Source organism: Shouchella rhizosphaerae (assembly GCF_900142675.1).
Taxonomy (GTDB): domain Bacteria; phylum Bacillota; class Bacilli; order Bacillales; family Bacillaceae_D; genus Shouchella; species Shouchella rhizosphaerae.
Genome location: NZ_FRBS01000007.1, coordinates 120,363 through 137,541 on the forward strand (window position 1 = coordinate 120,363; position 17,179 = coordinate 137,541).

Annotated in this window: 18 protein-coding genes and 1 riboswitch; of the genes, 10 read left to right on the forward strand and 8 right to left on the reverse strand. The window is 44.9% G+C overall.

Going from position 1 to position 17,179, the window contains the following annotated elements:
- The first annotated feature begins 105 nt into the window (after window positions 1-105).
- Both BUC05_RS18815 and BUC05_RS18820 read left to right on the forward strand, forming a co-directional pair.
- Window positions 106-1,239, forward strand: a complete 1,134-nt coding sequence (locus BUC05_RS18815; RefSeq protein ID WP_011245590.1) for a sensor histidine kinase — start codon at window positions 106-108, stop codon at window positions 1,237-1,239.
- Window positions 1,236-1,835, forward strand: a complete 600-nt coding sequence (locus BUC05_RS18820; RefSeq protein WP_011245591.1) for a response regulator transcription factor — start codon at window positions 1,236-1,238, stop codon at window positions 1,833-1,835. The genes BUC05_RS18815 and BUC05_RS18820 overlap by 4 nt, the downstream gene beginning before the upstream one ends.
- A gap of 120 nt (window positions 1,836-1,955) precedes the next feature.
- On the opposite strand, the gene mgtE is transcribed toward BUC05_RS18820, so the two are convergent.
- Window positions 1,956-3,323, reverse strand: coding sequence for a magnesium transporter (gene mgtE / locus BUC05_RS18825; protein WP_011245592.1), 1,368 nt, complete (start codon window positions 3,321-3,323; stop codon window positions 1,956-1,958).
- A 212-nt stretch (window positions 3,324-3,535) separates the two neighbouring features.
- Window positions 3,536-3,700: riboswitch (M-box (ykoK) riboswitch) on the reverse strand.
- A gap of 228 nt (window positions 3,701-3,928) precedes the next feature.
- Window positions 3,929-4,393, reverse strand: coding sequence for a MarR family winged helix-turn-helix transcriptional regulator (locus BUC05_RS18835; RefSeq protein ID WP_151210669.1), 465 nt, complete (start codon window positions 4,391-4,393; stop codon window positions 3,929-3,931).
- 174 nt (window positions 4,394-4,567) lie between these two features.
- On the opposite strand from BUC05_RS18835, the gene BUC05_RS18840 reads away from it, so the two are divergent.
- Window positions 4,568-4,915, forward strand: a complete 348-nt coding sequence (locus tag BUC05_RS18840) for a hypothetical protein (RefSeq protein ID WP_011245594.1) — start codon at window positions 4,568-4,570, stop codon at window positions 4,913-4,915.
- Window positions 4,916-4,950: 35 nt separating this feature from the next.
- Here the strand turns inward: BUC05_RS18840 and BUC05_RS18845 are convergent, their stop codons facing one another.
- Window positions 4,951-5,457, reverse strand: coding sequence for a GNAT family N-acetyltransferase (locus BUC05_RS18845; RefSeq protein ID WP_035205024.1), 507 nt, complete (start codon window positions 5,455-5,457; stop codon window positions 4,951-4,953).
- Window positions 5,458-5,794: 337 nt separating this feature from the next.
- On the opposite strand from BUC05_RS18845, the gene BUC05_RS18850 reads away from it, so the two are divergent.
- Window positions 5,795-7,075 carry an aspartate aminotransferase type Ic gene (locus BUC05_RS18850; RefSeq protein WP_035205022.1) on the forward strand — a complete coding sequence of 427 codons (1,281 nt, stop codon included), beginning with the start codon at window positions 5,795-5,797 and terminating at the stop codon, window positions 7,073-7,075.
- Window positions 7,072-7,527 (forward strand): GNAT family N-acetyltransferase, encoded by a 456-nt coding sequence (locus BUC05_RS18855; protein ID WP_011245597.1) that lies wholly within the window; start codon window positions 7,072-7,074, stop codon window positions 7,525-7,527. The genes BUC05_RS18850 and BUC05_RS18855 overlap by 4 nt, the downstream gene beginning before the upstream one ends.
- Window positions 7,528-7,594: 67 nt before the next feature.
- Here the strand turns inward: BUC05_RS18855 and map are convergent, their stop codons facing one another.
- Complete coding sequence (gene map / locus BUC05_RS18860; protein WP_035205020.1) at window positions 7,595-8,359, reverse strand: type I methionyl aminopeptidase; 765 nt, start codon at window positions 8,357-8,359, stop codon at window positions 7,595-7,597.
- A gap of 344 nt (window positions 8,360-8,703) precedes the next feature.
- Between map and BUC05_RS18865 the strand changes: the two genes are divergently transcribed.
- Window positions 8,704-9,156 carry a flavin reductase family protein gene (locus BUC05_RS18865; RefSeq protein ID WP_011245599.1) on the forward strand — a complete coding sequence of 151 codons (453 nt, stop codon included), beginning with the start codon at window positions 8,704-8,706 and terminating at the stop codon, window positions 9,154-9,156.
- A 155-nt stretch (window positions 9,157-9,311) separates the two neighbouring features.
- On the opposite strand, the gene BUC05_RS18870 is transcribed toward BUC05_RS18865, so the two are convergent.
- From BUC05_RS18870 to BUC05_RS18885, 4 genes are all read right to left on the reverse strand, one after another.
- Window positions 9,312-9,578 (reverse strand): hypothetical protein, encoded by a 267-nt coding sequence (locus BUC05_RS18870; RefSeq protein WP_051881246.1) that lies wholly within the window; start codon window positions 9,576-9,578, stop codon window positions 9,312-9,314.
- 62 nt (window positions 9,579-9,640) lie between these two features.
- Complete coding sequence (locus tag BUC05_RS18875) at window positions 9,641-10,795, reverse strand: glycerate kinase family protein (protein ID WP_035205018.1); 1,155 nt, start codon at window positions 10,793-10,795, stop codon at window positions 9,641-9,643.
- 244 nt (window positions 10,796-11,039) lie between these two features.
- A complete protein-coding gene (locus BUC05_RS18880; RefSeq protein ID WP_051881245.1) occupies window positions 11,040-12,131 on the reverse strand; it encodes a CdaR family transcriptional regulator in 1,092 nt (363 codons plus the stop codon).
- Between the two features lie 12 nt (window positions 12,132-12,143).
- Window positions 12,144-13,214, reverse strand: a complete 1,071-nt coding sequence (locus BUC05_RS18885; protein WP_035205016.1) for a DUF3900 domain-containing protein — start codon at window positions 13,212-13,214, stop codon at window positions 12,144-12,146.
- A 201-nt stretch (window positions 13,215-13,415) separates the two neighbouring features.
- Here BUC05_RS18885 and BUC05_RS18890 point away from each other — a divergent pair, with 201 nt between their 5' ends.
- The 4 genes from BUC05_RS18890 to BUC05_RS18905 all read left to right on the forward strand — a co-directional run bounded on the left by BUC05_RS18890 (window position 13,416) and on the right by BUC05_RS18905 (window position 16,866).
- Window positions 13,416-14,201 (forward strand): hypothetical protein, encoded by a 786-nt coding sequence (locus tag BUC05_RS18890; protein ID WP_011245603.1) that lies wholly within the window; start codon window positions 13,416-13,418, stop codon window positions 14,199-14,201.
- Complete coding sequence (locus BUC05_RS18895; protein ID WP_208610219.1) at window positions 14,198-14,827, forward strand: peptidylprolyl isomerase; 630 nt, start codon at window positions 14,198-14,200, stop codon at window positions 14,825-14,827. The genes BUC05_RS18890 and BUC05_RS18895 overlap by 4 nt, the downstream gene beginning before the upstream one ends.
- 108 nt (window positions 14,828-14,935) lie before the next feature.
- Window positions 14,936-15,943, forward strand: coding sequence for a zinc-binding alcohol dehydrogenase family protein (locus BUC05_RS18900; protein WP_035205013.1), 1,008 nt, complete (start codon window positions 14,936-14,938; stop codon window positions 15,941-15,943).
- A gap of 110 nt (window positions 15,944-16,053) precedes the next feature.
- Window positions 16,054-16,866 carry a histidinol-phosphatase gene (locus BUC05_RS18905; RefSeq protein ID WP_011245606.1) on the forward strand — a complete coding sequence of 271 codons (813 nt, stop codon included), beginning with the start codon at window positions 16,054-16,056 and terminating at the stop codon, window positions 16,864-16,866.
- Window positions 16,867-17,179 lie beyond the last annotated feature (313 nt).

The following is a 17,179-nucleotide window of genomic DNA, read 5'->3' on the forward strand; positions in this document are numbered from 1 at the left end:
TGAATCCGTGTAGGCTATCTAATGTTCGATTAGAATAGCCTTTTTTGTTTGCGGGGAAGGCTATTCAACGCGCTACTTGGTATACTAGAGCAAGGAGGGAATACAGTGCAAAATTGGTTTCATATTTTTCCTAAGAATACGGGCTTAAGCCTCTATGTTTGGATTATCTTTTGTGTCTTGCCCTTTTATTTTGTGATTTCATCGGCAACGTTTATTGAGATTACAATCGGCAGCATTATGATTATGCTGTTTTTTACAACATACCGACTGTCTTTCATTAAAAAAGGCTGGACGATGTATATGTCAGTGGCAATTGAAATGGCCATTAACATTGGGATGACGGTTTATTTTGGGTATATTTATTTCGCTTTGTTTCTCGCCTTTTTCATCGGGAATGTACAAAACAGAAAAGGGTTCTTTGCTATATATGCTGCACATGTAACGACTACGGCTGCTGCCACAACGATTGGCTTTTACATTCAGAATGAGACGTTTATGGTTCAGCTCCCATTTATAGCCATTGCGTTAATTGGCGTTCTCTTATTGCCGTTTACCATTTCGAACCGCCATAAACGGGAGCGACTTGAAAGTCAGCTTGAGACAGCGAATGAAAAAATAGCACAACTGTTATTAGCGGAAGAACGGCAGCGGATTGCCCGTGATCTCCATGATACGCTTGGCCAAAAGCTTTCGTTGATCGGTATAAAAAGTGACTTGGCGAGAAAGTGGCTACCGATCGATCAAGAAAAAACCAATATAGAGTTACAGGAAATTCAAAAGATCGCCCGAACCACTCTTAATGAGGTGAGAGAGATTGTATCTGATATAAAACGTAGCCGTTTAAGTGATGAAATAGCACGGATAAAAGAAATTCTTACGGCGGCGGAAGTGGAGTTGAAGATAAAAGGGGAAGATGATGCATTGTTGAAAAAACCACCTCTTCTTGAGAATGTTCTATGTATGTGCCTTAAAGAAGCGGTGACCAACATCGTGAAACATAGCGGAGCGGATAGGTGTACGATTACATTTGCCCAGACACCGACAGAGTTTTGCATGGAGATAAAAGACAATGGAAACGGCCTCACTGGCAAGACAGATGAGAAACAGGGCGGGCTCCAAGGAATGAAAGAAAGGCTAGAATTTATTAATGGGGACTTGCATTACGAGTCGCAAGACGGATTCTTGGTGGCTATGCGTGTTCCAGTTACCGGTGAAAAAGACGGAGGAAGTGTACAATGATTGAAATTGTCATAGCTGAAGACCAACAAATGATGTTAGGGGCTCTGGGAGCGCTTCTTGATTTTGAAGCTGATATGAAAGTGGTTGGCAAAGCGCACAACGGCGAAGAAGCGATTAAATTGGTTAAAGCGTTAAACCCGAATATATGTATTATGGATATTGAAATGCCTGTCATGGATGGGTTAGATGCTGCTTATGAACTGAAAGACCACTCCTGTCGAGTCATGGTGTTGACCACCTTTGCACAGCCAGGCTACTTTGAACGGGCTCGGCGAGCAGGTGTTGAGGGATACTTGCTAAAAGATAGTCCAAGTGAGGATTTGGCTGCTGCGATACGCACGATTATGGATGGGCGTAGAGTTTACGCACCTGAATTGGTTGATATGGTCTACCACAATGAAACGCCACTTACGGAGCGAGAAGAGCAAGTTCTTAAGCTTATTGCCGAAGGACGCACGACCCAGCAAATTGCTGATGAGCTGAAGATAACAAACGGAACGGTGCGCAATTACGTGTCGGTTATTCTCGATAAACTCGAAGTCGGCAACCGGATTGAAGCGATTTCGTACTATCAGAAAAAAGGCTGGTTAAGATAGCAGAACAGGAGCCGCATTAGGGGCGAAAAGGATAAAAAGAACCGCCCTGGATCAGGACGGTAAGTTGTTGTCACGCTCATTTCCACTCGACATTTGAAAAAGCAGAAACCTAGATTGTTTTTACAGTTTGTCAATCAATGTCGTTGCGACTGTAAAATAAATCAGCAAACTGACGATGTCGTTCATTGTAGTAATGAACGGGCCAGAAGCAACGGCAGGGTCGATTTTCAGCTTGTTGATAATGATAGGGACGGTAGCGCCAATGACGGCCGCGACGCTTAAGGCAAAGAAAAGGGAGATGCCGACAATAAAAGCAAGCAAGAAATTCCCTTTGTAAAACAAACTAATAATGCCCATAAGGACAATCATGCATGTAATGCCAAGCATAATGCCTGTACCAAGTTCCCGCTTCACTGTTTTCATAACGCCGCCCCGCTCAAACGAGCCGGTGGCAATCCCGCGGACGGCTACAGCGAGTGACTGTGTGCCGGTGTTGCCGGCCGTTCCCATTAACATCGGCATAAACGCTGCCAGTAAGACGACTTGCTCGAGTGTTTGTTCAAACTGGCCAATAATATTAGCCGTAATCAAACCAAAAAACATGAGGAGGATCAGCCAAGGCGCCCGTTTTTTCGCGGCGGTAAAGGCGGTCAACGACAAGTCGGTGGCGCCCCGGGAAGCAGTAAACTCGCCAAAGTCTTCCGTAATTTCTTCCTCAAGGACGTCCATCACGTCATCGACGGTAATAATGCCGACGAGGCGCTTGTCTGGCGTCACGACTGGAACGGCGAGAAAGTCGTATTCTTGGATCAGGCGGGCAACGTCTTCTTGGTCTTCATTTTCGTTGACCGATACGACTTGTGTGCTCATAATCTCGTCAACCGTCATTTCTGGGACGGCGATAATGAGGTCACGTAATGAGACAACGCCAGCAAGACGTTGGTCTTTGTCAACCACGTATAAATAATAGATCGTTTCCGCATCCGGTGCTGATTCACGAAGTTCCTCAATGACTTCCTTGGCGGTTGATTCGACGGACAAGCGCACAAATTCTTTAGTCATAATCGCGCCAGCTGTTTTTGGCGCATAGGCCATCAGTTCTTCGACTCGTTTTGCCTCTTCCATATCCATGGAACTTAAAATGTCTTTAGCTCGTTCCGGTTCAATTTCAGCGAGAAAGTCGGCAACATCGTCGGCAGACATGTTATTGAACATCGAAACAGCGTATTGATAGCTGAGGCCTTGGAATACCGTGAGCTGGTCTTCAAGCTCAAGTCCTTCAAACAAATCGGCGAATTCCGCTGGGCTTAAAAATAGCAGCACTTGCTTTTGTTGTGCCACTTCAATTTCATGGAACAACTCGACTTGGTCTGCGGGATGAAGCTCTAGAAAGGTTTCCCGAAAAGCGCGGAGATTCCGGGAGACGAGGTGTTTGACGATTTGTTTTTTATATTCATTTCGTTTCCGATCGGTTTTTAATTGATCCATGTGTATCCCCCCTAAACGAGAGGGCTGCTTCCACGTGGCGCAGGAGGAACCCTCTCCATTATTTTATTTATGATCATTCGATAACAGCCTAACCTCGGATTGGGCAAACTATCCATCCCACACCACCACCTTTTATAAGAAAATGAAAAAACACCTCTATGGAGGTGTTCGAACACATGATAAATAAACGCGAATAAACGCGCATGCGTAAAAATAGCCTCCATTCGTAGAGCTTTAGCACTGTGCGGCATAGGCTATTGCCAGCTACATTAAAAACCACCTTATGTCGATGGTTTCTGTTGACCCATTGGCGTCTTTGGACATTTTTGGGTAGCAGCGTATCTCCTGCACAGGAGCCTCACCTAACGAGGAATATATCGTTTTCTTGCATGCTTCACTTTACAACTGTTAAGCGGCAATGTCAATCGTTTCTTTGTTGAAAATCGGAAAAGCCGATGAAAATGGAATGAAAGAGAAAGCGAGAAAAGGAAAAGAAAGCAGAGGCCATTCTTGCGCAAACGAACGCAGTAGAAAGACGAGTCTTGACGAGGAACGGGCTGTTGCTGCGAGCTGTTTGGAAAAGCGGCTTTTGTGCCGCCCCCCCATCAAGGAAGTTGAGCGGCATAGTAACCGATTTTCTTTAATTGATCAATGAGCTGGCGTTTTTCTGCCTCGTCAAGAGAAGCAAAGATGGTGTCAATTGCTTCAGCATGGCGGGGAAAGATGTCAGCCATCCAATCATGCCCTTTTTCTGTAAGGGAAACAAACGTCACACGCCGATCCGTTGGGCATGGCTTGCGGACAATCATCCCTTTTTTTTCAAGCTTATCAACGACATAGGTAATGCTGCTGCTAGCAATCAACACTTTTTCGCCAATTTTTTGGACTGGCTGTTCGCCTTTTGAATAAAGCAACTCTAGCACGGCAAACTCGGTTGGATTAAAACCGTGTTTTTTAATATCGGCAATCGCTTTTATGCGCACAGACTGAAGCGCTTTCGTCATCACCGTAAACAGCTTCAGCGAATCTGTTTGGCTTTGGTTCAATGGATTCACCTCGAAATTAATCATCTCGAATTAGAAATTATAATAACGCAGCTCTTGGTAGCTGTCAATTACGGATTTTGTAAATCTATGAGGAAATGTCTGCAATGAGCTGATATTTTTGAATAAAACATTTATACTGTAGTAAATGCACTATGGGCTTTCCCAAAAAACTAATGGCATTCTGAAAGGATGACAGAAATGAGAAGCGTACTAACCGTAAAAGAACAACGCAATATTTTAAGAGAAGAATTGGGCAAGTGTATTAATAAGGTTAAAGAAATGAAAGTCGACGAACAAAGTTTTAAAAACATGAGCCAACATGACCAGCAAGTTTACATTTACCTAGACCGGACGATGCAACGTTTGCGCACGCAAATCAATGCATTGGAATTCGTGTTGAATGAAGATACGGAGTTGATCGACCCTTACGCTGACCGTGCAGCAGAAAAGTTGAACATTAACCGCGACAGCATCTTTAACGCTAAACCAGCTAAAGCAGCAGAGGGCGATTACGAGCTAGATATGAGTAAATTGGAAAAGCATTAAAAGAAGGGGTACCCTTCTTTTTTGTTTTGCTAGATTCATGTTAATGCTTTTTCATAAGCAAAAAACGGGTCTTTTTTATTCGGATAGTAAAATGTTCCGACTGGTTTATACCCGAGTTTGGCAAACAGCTTTTGCGCTTTCTTGTTTTTCGAGTATGTATCCATTTTCAAAGAAGCCAAGCCTTGCTCGCGGCAATACGATTCGGCGAACTGAACCAATTTTACAGCAACGCCGCTTTGTTGGGCAGCTGGGTCAACAACTAAACGATGAAACGTTCCGGCTGTTTCGTGTTTCGTTTTCCAGCTTAATTGGGACTCGTTAAATTCAACTGGAAGGTTTTGATCAATTGAAATGGAACCAACAATCCTCATGTTTTCTAGATAAACATAAAGAGTGCCTTGTTCGATGTCTTCCTGAAAATGGGCAGCTGTAGGATAGGCGCTCGTCCATTGATCGCTGCCTTCTAAGTTCATTTGCTTGGTTGCATCGATGGCGATTTGCTCGATTTGTGGCAAATCGTTCAGCGTGCCTTGGCGAATCATTGCATCTCACTCCACTCTATTAGGAAATACGTCGAGCCTAATTTAATAGGAACAGTATGGAAAAAGCGCTCTAAAAATACCATAGGTGTGTTGGAAAAGCAAGGCATCTAGTAGCGCTTGCCAAGCTCTATTTTAATGTCATAGCTGCTCGTAATGGAAACGCTGTGCACGTTAATGCAATCATCGCCGACCTTTGCCTAGTCTCCCCCAATTAAAATGTCCCAATCGCTCTTTCATTTTTCGATTTTTTTAAAAGTGTTATCATGCAGTTGAACATTTGAATAAAGCTGGTCTACAATGAAATAGATAGAAGCTAAAACGAGGAGAGTTGCACAGCATGAGCGATTTGAAAAATTTGTCGACGGCGGAACTGGAGTTAAGAAAAGAAGAATTGGAAAAGCAATACAACATGTACAAAATGGAAAACATACAGCTTGATATGTCAAGGGGAAAACCTGGACCAGAACAGCTTGACCTTTCACATGGCCTCCTCCGTGCTTTATCGGAAGAAGATGTGAAAGCAACCCACAATGGCGATATTCGTAATTATGGCCAGCTGGATGGAATTCCTGAAGCAAAGGCGCTCTTTGGCGAGTTGCTCGGCGTACAAGCAAGCAACGTATTTGTCGGCGGCAATTCGAGCTTGTCCCTCATGCATGACGCGGTCGCCCGCGCGGTGTTGTTTGGGACAGGTGAGGGACAGACGCCGTGGGGAAAGCTGCCGAAAGTGAAATTTTTATGCCCATCCCCTGGGTATGATCGCCATTTTGCCATTTGTGAATTATTTAATATCGATATGATTGTTGTTAATATGACCGCTGAAGGGCCGGATATGGACCAAGTAGAGGCGCTTGTGGCCAACGATGAAACGATTAAGGGCATTTGGTGCGTGCCTAAATATAGCAACCCTAGTGGAGTCACTTATTCAAATGAAACCGTTCAACGTCTAGCTGCATTGAAAACCAAGGCTGAAGATTTCCGCATTTTTTGGGACAATGCCTACGCGTTTCACCATTTGACAGACACACCAGATGAACTAGCCGATATTTTTGCTGCTTGTGCACAGGCTGGCTACCCTGATCGCGTTTACATGTTTGCATCCACATCGAAAGTGACGTTTCCTGGAGCAGGCATTTCTGCCTTCGTTAGCTCAGAAGCCAACCTTGCTTACGCTAAAAAGCAGCTGTCAGTGCAAACGATCGGATACGATAAAATCAACCAGCTTCGCCATGTGCGCTTCTTTGAGCAAATTGGCGGCGTTGGCGAACTTATGAAACAACATGCCCAACTGATCAAACCAAAATTTGATCAAGTCAACCGCACACTAACAGAGGAGTTAGGCGGAAAAGGCATTGCCGAGTGGTCCGAACCGCAAGGAGGCTATTTTATTAGCCTTGACACGCTAGATGGCTGTGCAAAGCGCGTTGTCTCTTTGGCGAGAGAAGCTGGTGTTATTTTGACAGGTGCTGGAGCCACATTCCCTTATGGAAAAGACCCGCGTGACCGCAACATTCGGATTGCACCAACATTCCCGTCTGTTGAAGAGTTGAAAAAAGCAATGGAAGTCGTGTCTGTCTGTGTCGAACTGGCTTCTGTGGAAAAGTTGTTAGCTGCATGAACATTAGAAGGCTAGAAGCGGGCGAACCGTTGCCATGGACACTCTTGCTATTGGCAGATCCGTCTGAAAAACTTGTCCAAGACTATTGCCAGCGGGGCACATGCTATGTAGCAGAGGATGAAGAAGGCACGATTATTGGCGAATATGTGTTAGTGCCGACCCGACCAGATACGGTTGAACTCGTCAACGTCGCTGTGGAAGAGGCACACCAAGGCAAAAAAATCGGGAAACAGCTTGTGTCGCATGCGGTAGCAACAGCAAAAAAACAGGGTTATAAAACGATTGAAGTAGGGACAGGGAACTCAGGAGCGAGCCAATTAATGCTTTATCAAAAATGTGGGTTTCGCATCACTCATGTGGACCGTGATTTCTTTGTGCGTCATTACGAAGAGCCTATTGAAGAGAACGGTTTGCCATGTGTCGATATGATCCGCTTGTCGCAAGACTTATAGATGTAAAAAAGGCAGCGAATTTAGCTGCCTTTTTTGTGTTATCGACAAAGTCAATCGTATTATCAGACTAAAACGGGCGTTCTTCTTGTTGGTCGGTCAATAGCAATGGGCCGTCTTTTGTGATTGCGACCGTGTGCTCGTATTGGGCAGACAATGTGCCGTCAACTGTCCGCGCTGTCCAACCGTTAGCATCAAGCGTGCTGTTGTACTTGCCGATGTTTACCATCGGTTCGATCGTAATGACCATTCCTTCTCGTAAGCGCAGTCCTTTGCCTTGAGCACCAAAATGGAGCACTTGTGGCGGCTCATGCAACGTTGGTCCGATTCCATGGCCAGTGAAGTCGCGGACAACGGAATAGCCTGCTTGCTCCACATGAGATTGGATCGCGTAACCGATGTCGCCTAGGCGGTTGCCTACGTGTGCTTGTTCAATCCCTTTGTAAAGGGCTTCATGGGTAATTTTCATCAAATCTGAAGCTTGTTTGGATACATTCCCCACCGCGTAAGTCCAAGCTGAATCGGCAAGGGCGCCATTAAGGTTAAAAACAGAGTCAATCGTGACAATATCCCCTTCATTTAAAGGCTGTTTTCGTGGGAACCCATGGCAAATTTCATCATTGATTGACGCGCACGTGGCGTATTTATAGCCGTTATAGCCTTTTTGTTCCGGGGTTGCGCCATGTTTTTTTAAGTAGGATTCAACGAAGTGGTCAATTTCTTCTGTTGTCACTCCAGGTTTGATCCGTTCCGCAATTTCTTTATGGCAATCGGCTAGCAATTTCCCCGCTTCATGCATTAGCGCAATTTCACGCTTCGATTTAAGTGTTATCATCGTATCGCCTACTTTCTTTCTTAACATATGTGCTTATGGTTGGGCACGTTCACAATAGTGATGCATTCTTCATTAGTGTAACGCATTTTTGCAAAAGTAGGTAGCAGAGAGGGTGCTTTTTCCAATTTCGTGGGAACGAAAACAATGTTTGTAAAGGTTAAACGAACGTCCACGCCGGAAACGAGTTGTAAATGGCCTGTATGTTGCATAAACGTAAGTGTAGGCAAAGCAATTGGTGTATTCCATGCAGAAGACCTTATCCTTGCAAAGTTTAAATCTTTCTGGCTATTATGGACTGGAAAGAAATGCGTATACAGCAATTGGCGCTAGAGGAGGTTATATCGATGGATGATCGTTTGTTTAAAGCGGCGATGGGAAAGTTCGCCACAGGCGTCACTGTTGTATTGACGAAGTGGGAAAATGACAACCATGGCATGACAGCAAATGCATTTATGTCTGTTTCCCTAGAGCCGAAGTTGATTGTCGTTTCAATTGCTAATAAAGCGAGAATGAAACCGATTATCGAACAATCCGGAAATTATTCGGTCAATATATTGGCCACAGGCCATGAAGAATTGTCTATGCATTTTGCCGGGCAAAAAGAGTTGGCCCATGTCGACTTTAGCGAGTTTGCAGGCATTCCCGCGATAAAAGGGGCAATTGCGACAATTGCCTGTGATGTTCACGATACTGTCGTGCAAGGTGACCACACGTTGTTTTTCGGCAAAGTGAGGGATGTGCTCGTTACAGACCGAGAGCCGCTTGTTTATTACGAAGGAAAATATAAAAAAATCTAACGTACAAGCGGTAGTCTGGGGCTCGAAGTGGAGAATAAAAGGGAAACGGCTCTCTTTTTAGCAGACTGGATGCACAGGATAAATGAAAAAACGGGAAAGGGTTTTGATGAAACAGTCAGAACCCTTTTTGCTATTATGTTGCCTGCTTCTTATCGTTAAAAAAGCCCGCCTCGTTCAATATGAAAGAAAAAGGAAAACAACAAAAAAAACAGTGGGACGAGCGTAATCGCAATGCCGGTAAGACGTGTAGATGGACGAAATTGGAGGGAGAAGCCGCATACCCATACAACAAATAACAACAAGTAGGCAGGAGCGAATTGCCTGGTGCCTTCCACGTTTTCATTATGGGAGCTTAAATAAAGGGACGCGAGAAAAACTAAGATGCCGGCTACAGCGTTAAATGAGTGCCTCAAAATGGCCATAGAAACAGACAACCCCTTTCCTTACAACGTATGCAAACAGAAAGGGGAGAATGCCATGTAAATTAGTCGTTTCGGTTGTTTTCCAAACCCAGTGCGTACGTTCGAGCGATTTGCTCTGCAACGGCTTCTAAGTAGGCGGCCCCATTGGCAATTGCCTCGTCCAATGGGATCGCGCCTGGGACAAGAGAAAAGGCTGCGTCAATCCCATGGTCGAAGATCGCTTCATAACCATCGCCTAATTGCCCAGCTACGGCGATGACAGGGATTTGTTGTGCTTTGGCTGCTTTCGCCACGCCTATTGGTGTTTTGCCGTAAGGGGTTTGCGAATCGAGCCGTCCTTCTCCTGTCACAACCAGCTCTGAACCAGCAATTCGCTTATGAAAACCGGTTGCTTCTAAAACGAGCGTAACGCCAGACTCGATTCTTGGTTGAAAGAAGGCGAGCAATCCTGCTCCTAAACCGCCTGCCGCGCCAGCGCCAGCAATGTGCTGAACAGATTTGCCGAGCTGTTGTTTAATGACGGCTGCATAATGAGTGAGCGCCCTTTCCATTTCTGCGATCATTTCTTGGGTAGCGCCTTTTTGCGGGCCATAAATGGCTGAAGCCCCTTTTGGACCAAGCAGCGTATTATCGACATCACAGGCAATTTCAAGCGAAGCATCCGCAAGCAAGGGATGCTTTGTTTCTGTACGAATACGAGCAAGCTTAATAAGGGGGCTACAGCCTTGTTGAAGCTCTTTCCCTTCGGCATCTTCGAGGCGGATGCCAAGTGCTTGTGCACAACCTGCGCCGCCATCATTCGTAGCGCTGCCGCCTAGACCGAGAATAATCCGTTTAGCGCCCTGTTCCAGCGCGTCTTTTATTAACTCGCCTGTTCCAAACGTTGTTGTTTTCCGCGGGTCGCGCTTATCTTTTGGCACGAGATGCAAGCCAGACGCAGCTGCCATTTCAATAACTGCTATCTGTTCTTTTTTGGCGAAGGCGTAGGCTGCTTCGACTTGGTTGCCGAGAGGTCCTGTTACAGTAGCTGTACGAATTGTAGCGCCAAGTGCATCGGCGAGTGATTGAACTGTTCCTTCTCCTCCGTCGGCCATAGGGATGCATTCGTAAATGGCATGGGGGAAAACTCGTTTAAATCCTGCTTTAATCGCTTGTGCTGCTTGGAGGGCTGTCAAGCTTTCTTTAAACGAATCAGGAGCAATTGAAATTTTTTGCATCGTTTTCTCCTTTCGTGCATGGAATCGTGGATAGCATCCGTCGCTATTGAGGAGCGGGTGCCGAGTTTTAAATGCGATTGCGCTAAGTAAACCATGTGAAGGGACTCGCACTGTCAGCAACGTTCCACTTCACAGTTACGCTAGGCGCCGTTGCATTTAATTCAATATTTGAAATCGGTTACAATAACAATTATAAAGCAACGCTAGCCTGTAAGCACTGTGGCGAAGCACAAAGAAAACGAATCTACAAGAGTTTTCCTTGTGCTTGTATACCATTTAATTGGTACAGCAAACAGGCGATAAACAAATCAGTTAACTCACGAATCACTTTTGGGTTTTTTCCAGTCAGCGCCTTGATCTTATTTAAACGGTGGTGGACTGTATTGCTGTGTACAAATTGGTGATTGGCGATTTTCTTAATATCGCCATTATGAATAAAGTACTGTTTGATGGTCTCTATCAGTTCAGCAGATTGATTAGATGCGAGCAGTGGAGAGAGTAGCGCCAAAAAAGGTTGAATCGTTCCTGATTGTTGCCACTCGAATGCAAGTCCTTCAAGCATTGTTTCCTCAAAGTAGAGCAGACGCTTTTCAGTGGTGGGTACGTCTTCTTCATAAAGAGACAGTGCTGCCCTGGCTATGTTGCATGAGGAAGCAACGGTGCCAAAGGAATGGGCGACTGGCCCTGACGTGGCGATTAGCAAGCAGTTGTTTTTTTGCAAGAACGATTCGAACCGTTTTTCTTCAGGACGTGTTTCAAAAAAGAATAATTCTCCACGCTCTTCGTATTGGAAAAAATGGCCGAGTTCTTTCGGGAATGTTTGCTCGTGCGCCTTTGACAACGCCCAGGCGCGCAGCGGCAGGAAAAGGGAGTCAAGACCAGTTGCTTGGAGCCTTTCCATAAAAGTACGCTCGTTTTCGACTTCGCCAACGACTAAGGCACGCAGTAATTGGTAGGCAATTCGTTCGTTTTGCCGAAGCTGCTCACTTAAATAAGCTTGGTTGACTAACAATTCGGCTGCCATTTGCACGAGCTCGGCATATGGCGCCACCTCCACGGGATTCCCCGTTATGCCGATGACGCCGACTGATTTCCCTTGAAAACGGATCGGCAAATTGATCCCAGGTTTTGTCCCTGAGGGGCAGTCGCCAGTTGGGTTGATAGAGATCGATTTCCCTGTTCGCAAAACGTCGACTGCAATCGAATGAATGTTAAAAAGCCGCTTTTTTTCACCGCTTGCAATCACGGCCCCTTCTGCATTCATGATGTTCACATTACTAGGAACGATGTCCATTGTCCGTGTGACAATTTCATTTGCCAGTTCATGCGTCAACATCTAGACACCCCCTTATTGCTGGACAGACAAGGACTTTGCTTTAATGCGCTCAAACACGGTTTGAACATCTTCTGGCTTTAAAAACTCAATTGGCGATACATGCTTGTCAAACTGGACTTGATCTGCCTCGACAAGCAGCATATAACGGTCGCCGAGTTTTGCTAAATGGACGGTTTCGCCAAATTCAGCAATGGGCACTTTAATGTCTGTGTCGCCGAGCTTCATTCGTGTCGAAGCATCAGGCGCATGTTCGGCGATTTGTGCAGACGCTTCCATCACTTCATGGGTAGAAAATTGTTCTTGCAGCTCTCTCGTTTCGCTTGAAGCCCAAAGCTCGATTTTTTCGGTGAAAGCGTTGCGTTCTTCTACAGAGTGGGCAAATGCTTCCTCTGCATGTTCTTCCATAATCGTTTGTACCTGTGTCCGCAAAATTTGCGGCATTGAATCGCCATATTCGACGTAAGGAAGAAAATCTTCGAAGTATCGGGCGTGGGAAGACTGGTGGATTTTGACTTCCGCTTGTTCCACCATGCCTTCCTCAATCATATGTGGGTATTGAATTGATTTCATATTTTTCGTTGTAATAGCCCGTTCGACTTTTTTAATCAGTGTTTTGGAATCGGCAAGCGTGGCGACGTTTTCCTGAAAATCGCATTTGAGCACGAATAAAAATAAGTCACTGTAATACTTTTTGGGCACAGCTTTGCAAACTAAAAAGACGCCTCCGCGTACTGCGCTTGTCTGTAGATAGGTTTTCACAAAGGCTTCGCTTTCTTTTTGGAAAGCAGCAACTGAGTCGGCCGTTAAGGCGCGTTGAAAGAGGTTATAATTTGGATTAGAACTTAAAGGATGGCCAGGTTCTGCGACAAAGCGGCCGATTTTAGTCGGCGCTGCGTCTGAATTTGGATGGTGCTGGGCTTTTCGTTTGACGATTTTTTTTAGCTCCCCTTCTAAAAAGGCAGAAAGGGGGCTTTTTTCAAAAGCATCGGTGTCTAAAGTTTGGTAATGGCTATATTGTTTTGTATCCGTCTCATGGTCGACTTGAACGGCATAAAAAGATAAATATTGAACGGTAAATTCCATATCGTACTCCTATTAAATCATCGTGATTGCTTTTGTTTAACAAACAGTATAGCATGGTGACTGTCAACGACCAAAAGAAAGCAAACTATGGGCTTTTGTCAAATTGGTTGTGTGATATTAATGAAATCTGCTTGAATCCCCTACATCAAATATAGAATCGGTTATACTAGGTAAAAAGGAGCAAGAGGGGTGTGAAATGCGTTGAAGCAAGTCCTGTTTGCTGTAGGTGCGCTATGGTGTTTGGCAGGCTGCGGACAAAATGACGGCATCTCTTTGACAGAAGATGATGTTGTTCAAACGGAAGGGACGATTGTAGACGTCGAATTTGAGGGCGATTACCAAGCGAATGCAGACGCCAAAAGCGTGGGCGTTTCTGGGGAAAGCAGCGAACCTGCACCAACGATCACTTCGTTTGATGTAGACGCAAATCCGCAAATGAATGTCCTTATAAATAGAAGAACGGAAATATATGTCAAACACTTAAATGATTATTTACGTGTCGACCAGTCCTTTCTAAAGCCCGAGCTAGAAGTAGAAGTGTATGGAGAACCAACAACGTCTCAACAGCCAGAAGAAACGAAAGCGACAAAAATTGTCATTTTAACAAAAGAATATTCCATTAAAGGAATTGTATCGAATGTCAATGAAGAGCAAAACACATTCTTTGTTTTAGGGGAAGATGGCCATTATGAATCTGGCACGCGTTTTCATTACGACGTAGCAACCGAAGTACTAGAGCTTGTCGATGAGGACGAATATGAACCATTAAAATCACAAGACTTAGAGAGTGGCCTCGTTGTAGAAGTGGTGCCAAGAGGGAATGTAGAGGAAACTATACCACAGGAAGCAGATGCTGCCCGTGTCGTCGTTGTGGATGAGGATAAAGAAGAGTTAGAGAGCCTTGAGCAGGAAGCAGAAGAAGACGAAGATGAGCAAACGGAAGAGCAGGAGTCGGGCTCTGCTGATACAGGGGATGAAGATGAGTGATAAATAAGAAACAGATCGGCATGTTCATTGTGGCTTGCTTTTTGTTGACGCTTGCAGCGTGCGGAGGAACCGACAGCAAGCAAGGGCAAAATGAAGAAGGCGCACCGGACGTAGCTGTGGGAGAGACACCCATTGTCTCAATGGAAATGGAAAATGGCGGCATTGTGAAATTAGAACTTTATCCAGAGATTGCTCCTAAAACAGTCAATAATTTTGTCGCGCTTGTGGAAGATGGTTTTTATGACGGCCTGACATTTCACCGGATAATACCAGGGTTTATGATTCAAGGTGGCGATCCAAATGGAGATGGCACAGGTGGTCCAGGTTATGAAATTAAAGGTGAGTTTTCAAATAATGGTATTGATAACCCCCTCTCCCATGAGCGTGGCGTCATTTCGATGGCAAGAACGCAAGAACCGGATTCAGCCGGCTCCCAGTTTTTTATTTTGCATGAAGATGCTTTAGACCTTGATGGCGACTATGCTGCCTTCGGAAAGGTGATTGAAGGCATGGACGTAGTCGATGAGATCGCCGAACAAACAGAGACAGAAACAGGTGGTGCCCAAGAGGGCAGGCCAGTTGCTGGGCACGAGCAAGTGATTAAAAAAATGACAGTTGAGCGCTAGAGAGTTCGACTGTCATTTCTGTGCATTCTCCCATAAGTTAGCCAAATGTTTGCTTCTCGCTTTTCTGGGAATGGTTTTATAAAACTCAAAAAAAGGGAGCTGGTTCACATGAAAGCAATTGGGTTGTACCGCTATTTGCCGATTGATGACAAGGAGAGTTTAGTAGAAGAACAAGTACCAGATCCTGTGCCAAGCGGTCGGGATTTACTGATCGAAGTAAAGGCTGTGTCTGTCAATCCCGTTGATACGAAAGTAAGAGCTCCTAAAGACAAAACGGAGGAGGCGCTTCGTATTCTCGGTTTTGATGCGAGCGGGGTTGTAAAGGCTGTAGGCGAAGAATGTGTGCTATTTGATGTAGGCGATGAAGTTTATTATGCTGGCAATATTGCGAGGCAAGGATCGAATGCCGAATTTCAACTGGTGGATGAACGAATTGTAGGACCAAAGCCAAAATCGTTATCTTTTGCAGAAGCAGCCGCGATGCCGTTAACTTCTATAACCGCTTGGGAAGCATTGTTTGACCGTCTGCGGATTAGCGAAGGGGATGCAGGGAAATCGATTTTGCTGATTGGCGGAGCTGGAGGCGTTGGCTCCATTGCGATCCAATTAGCCGCTAAAGCGAACTTGAATGTCATTGCGACTGCTTCAAGACAGGAAACGGCAGCATGGTGCAAAAGCATGGGCGCCCATCATACGATTAACCACAAACAGGAATTGCTTCCTCAACTTCAAGAGCTTGGCTATAAAGACGTTGATTATATTTTCTGCATGGCTGACACGAATGAGCATTGGGATGGGATGGCTGCTTGCATCAAGCCTCAAGGCGCCATTTGTGCGATCGTTGAAAATAAACGGCCTCTTGATATGGGCAAAATACGTTCGAAAAGCGTTACTTTTTCTTGGGAACTGATGTTTACCCGTCCTGTCTTCCAAACAGAAGATCAAATTGAACAGCATCGCTTGTTAGTCGATATAGCTGCTATGTTTGATCGTGGTGAATTAAAACAGACAATGACAAAAACGCTTTCACCGATGAATGCCGAAACGCTTAAAGAAGGGCATCGGCTGTTAGAACAAGGAAACATGATTGGCAAGCTTGTGATCATAAACGATTGACCATACACTGGCTGTTTTCCGTCCTTTGCCAAGAAGGGCGGTCTTTTTCGCTAAACCGTCCGAAAGGAAAGTTGTATAATAAGGCTGCACAATAAGAAAGGAGCGATTTGATGACTGTTGTATTTGATTTGCATACCCACCACCATCGCTGTGGCCACGCCCTTGGGGAGATAGAAGATTACATACAGGCGGCGATTGAAAAAGGGATGGACTATATTGGCATTGCTGACCACTCGCCGTATTTTTACAGCGATGAAGACCAACTGTATCCGGGCATTGCGATGGGGAAAAGCGAATTAGCTAACTACGTCGAAGAAGTGCTGGCGTTAAAGAAAAAGTATAAGCAGCAAATCCATGTCCTACTAGGAATGGAAAGCGACTTTTTTCCAGACCACCAAGATCTGTACAAACGTATGTATGAGAAATACCCTTTTGATTACGTTATTGGCTCCGTCCATTATGTAAATGAGGTCAACATTTTTCGAAAAGGGCGTTGGGAAGGGTTAAATCAGGCAGAGCGTGTCGAAGTGAAAGAGGCCTATTATCGACTGATTCAACAATCTGCAAAAAGTGGAATGTTTCAAGTGCTTGGCCATATTGATGCCATGAAAGGATTTTATCCAGCGTTCTCAGCTATTGAAACACCCATTATTGAAGAAACGCTTAAAGTGATTGCCGATGAACAGGTCGCAATCGAAGTCAATACGTCTGGAAAAACAAAAGATTGTGGTGGTTGGTATCCTTCCCATGAAATATTAGAGCGAGCCCACCATTATGGTGTGTCTGTGTCGTTTGGGTCCGACGCCCACACGCCTGAGCGCGTTGCTGATGATTATCATGAAGTTCAACGTATGCTAAAGGAGATTGGATTTAAAGAGATGGTTTTCTTTGTTGGGAAAGAGCGGAAATCCGTGATGTTATAAGCGAAAAGAGCCTGCCTTGCAGGCTCTTTTTTAACGGGTATATAGTGAGCAGTGGAAAGAGTAGAGGAGAAACCCGGAAATGAGTGTAAAGTTTTATCCATTTGGATAATAAAGCCATTAATCTATGCAATTGACCATGTTTTAAAAATAGGGAGAAGGGCTGGTTTTTTTCTTTCAGTTAAAAATTGAAGATGAGTTGGGAAAATAGAAAAAGGTATTGGCACAGTCTTTTCTGGAGCCTAAAAATGAAAAAATAGTTCTATTTTCTCGGGGAAATGACGATTTCTTGAATAGACAAAAGCCCTATGAATTT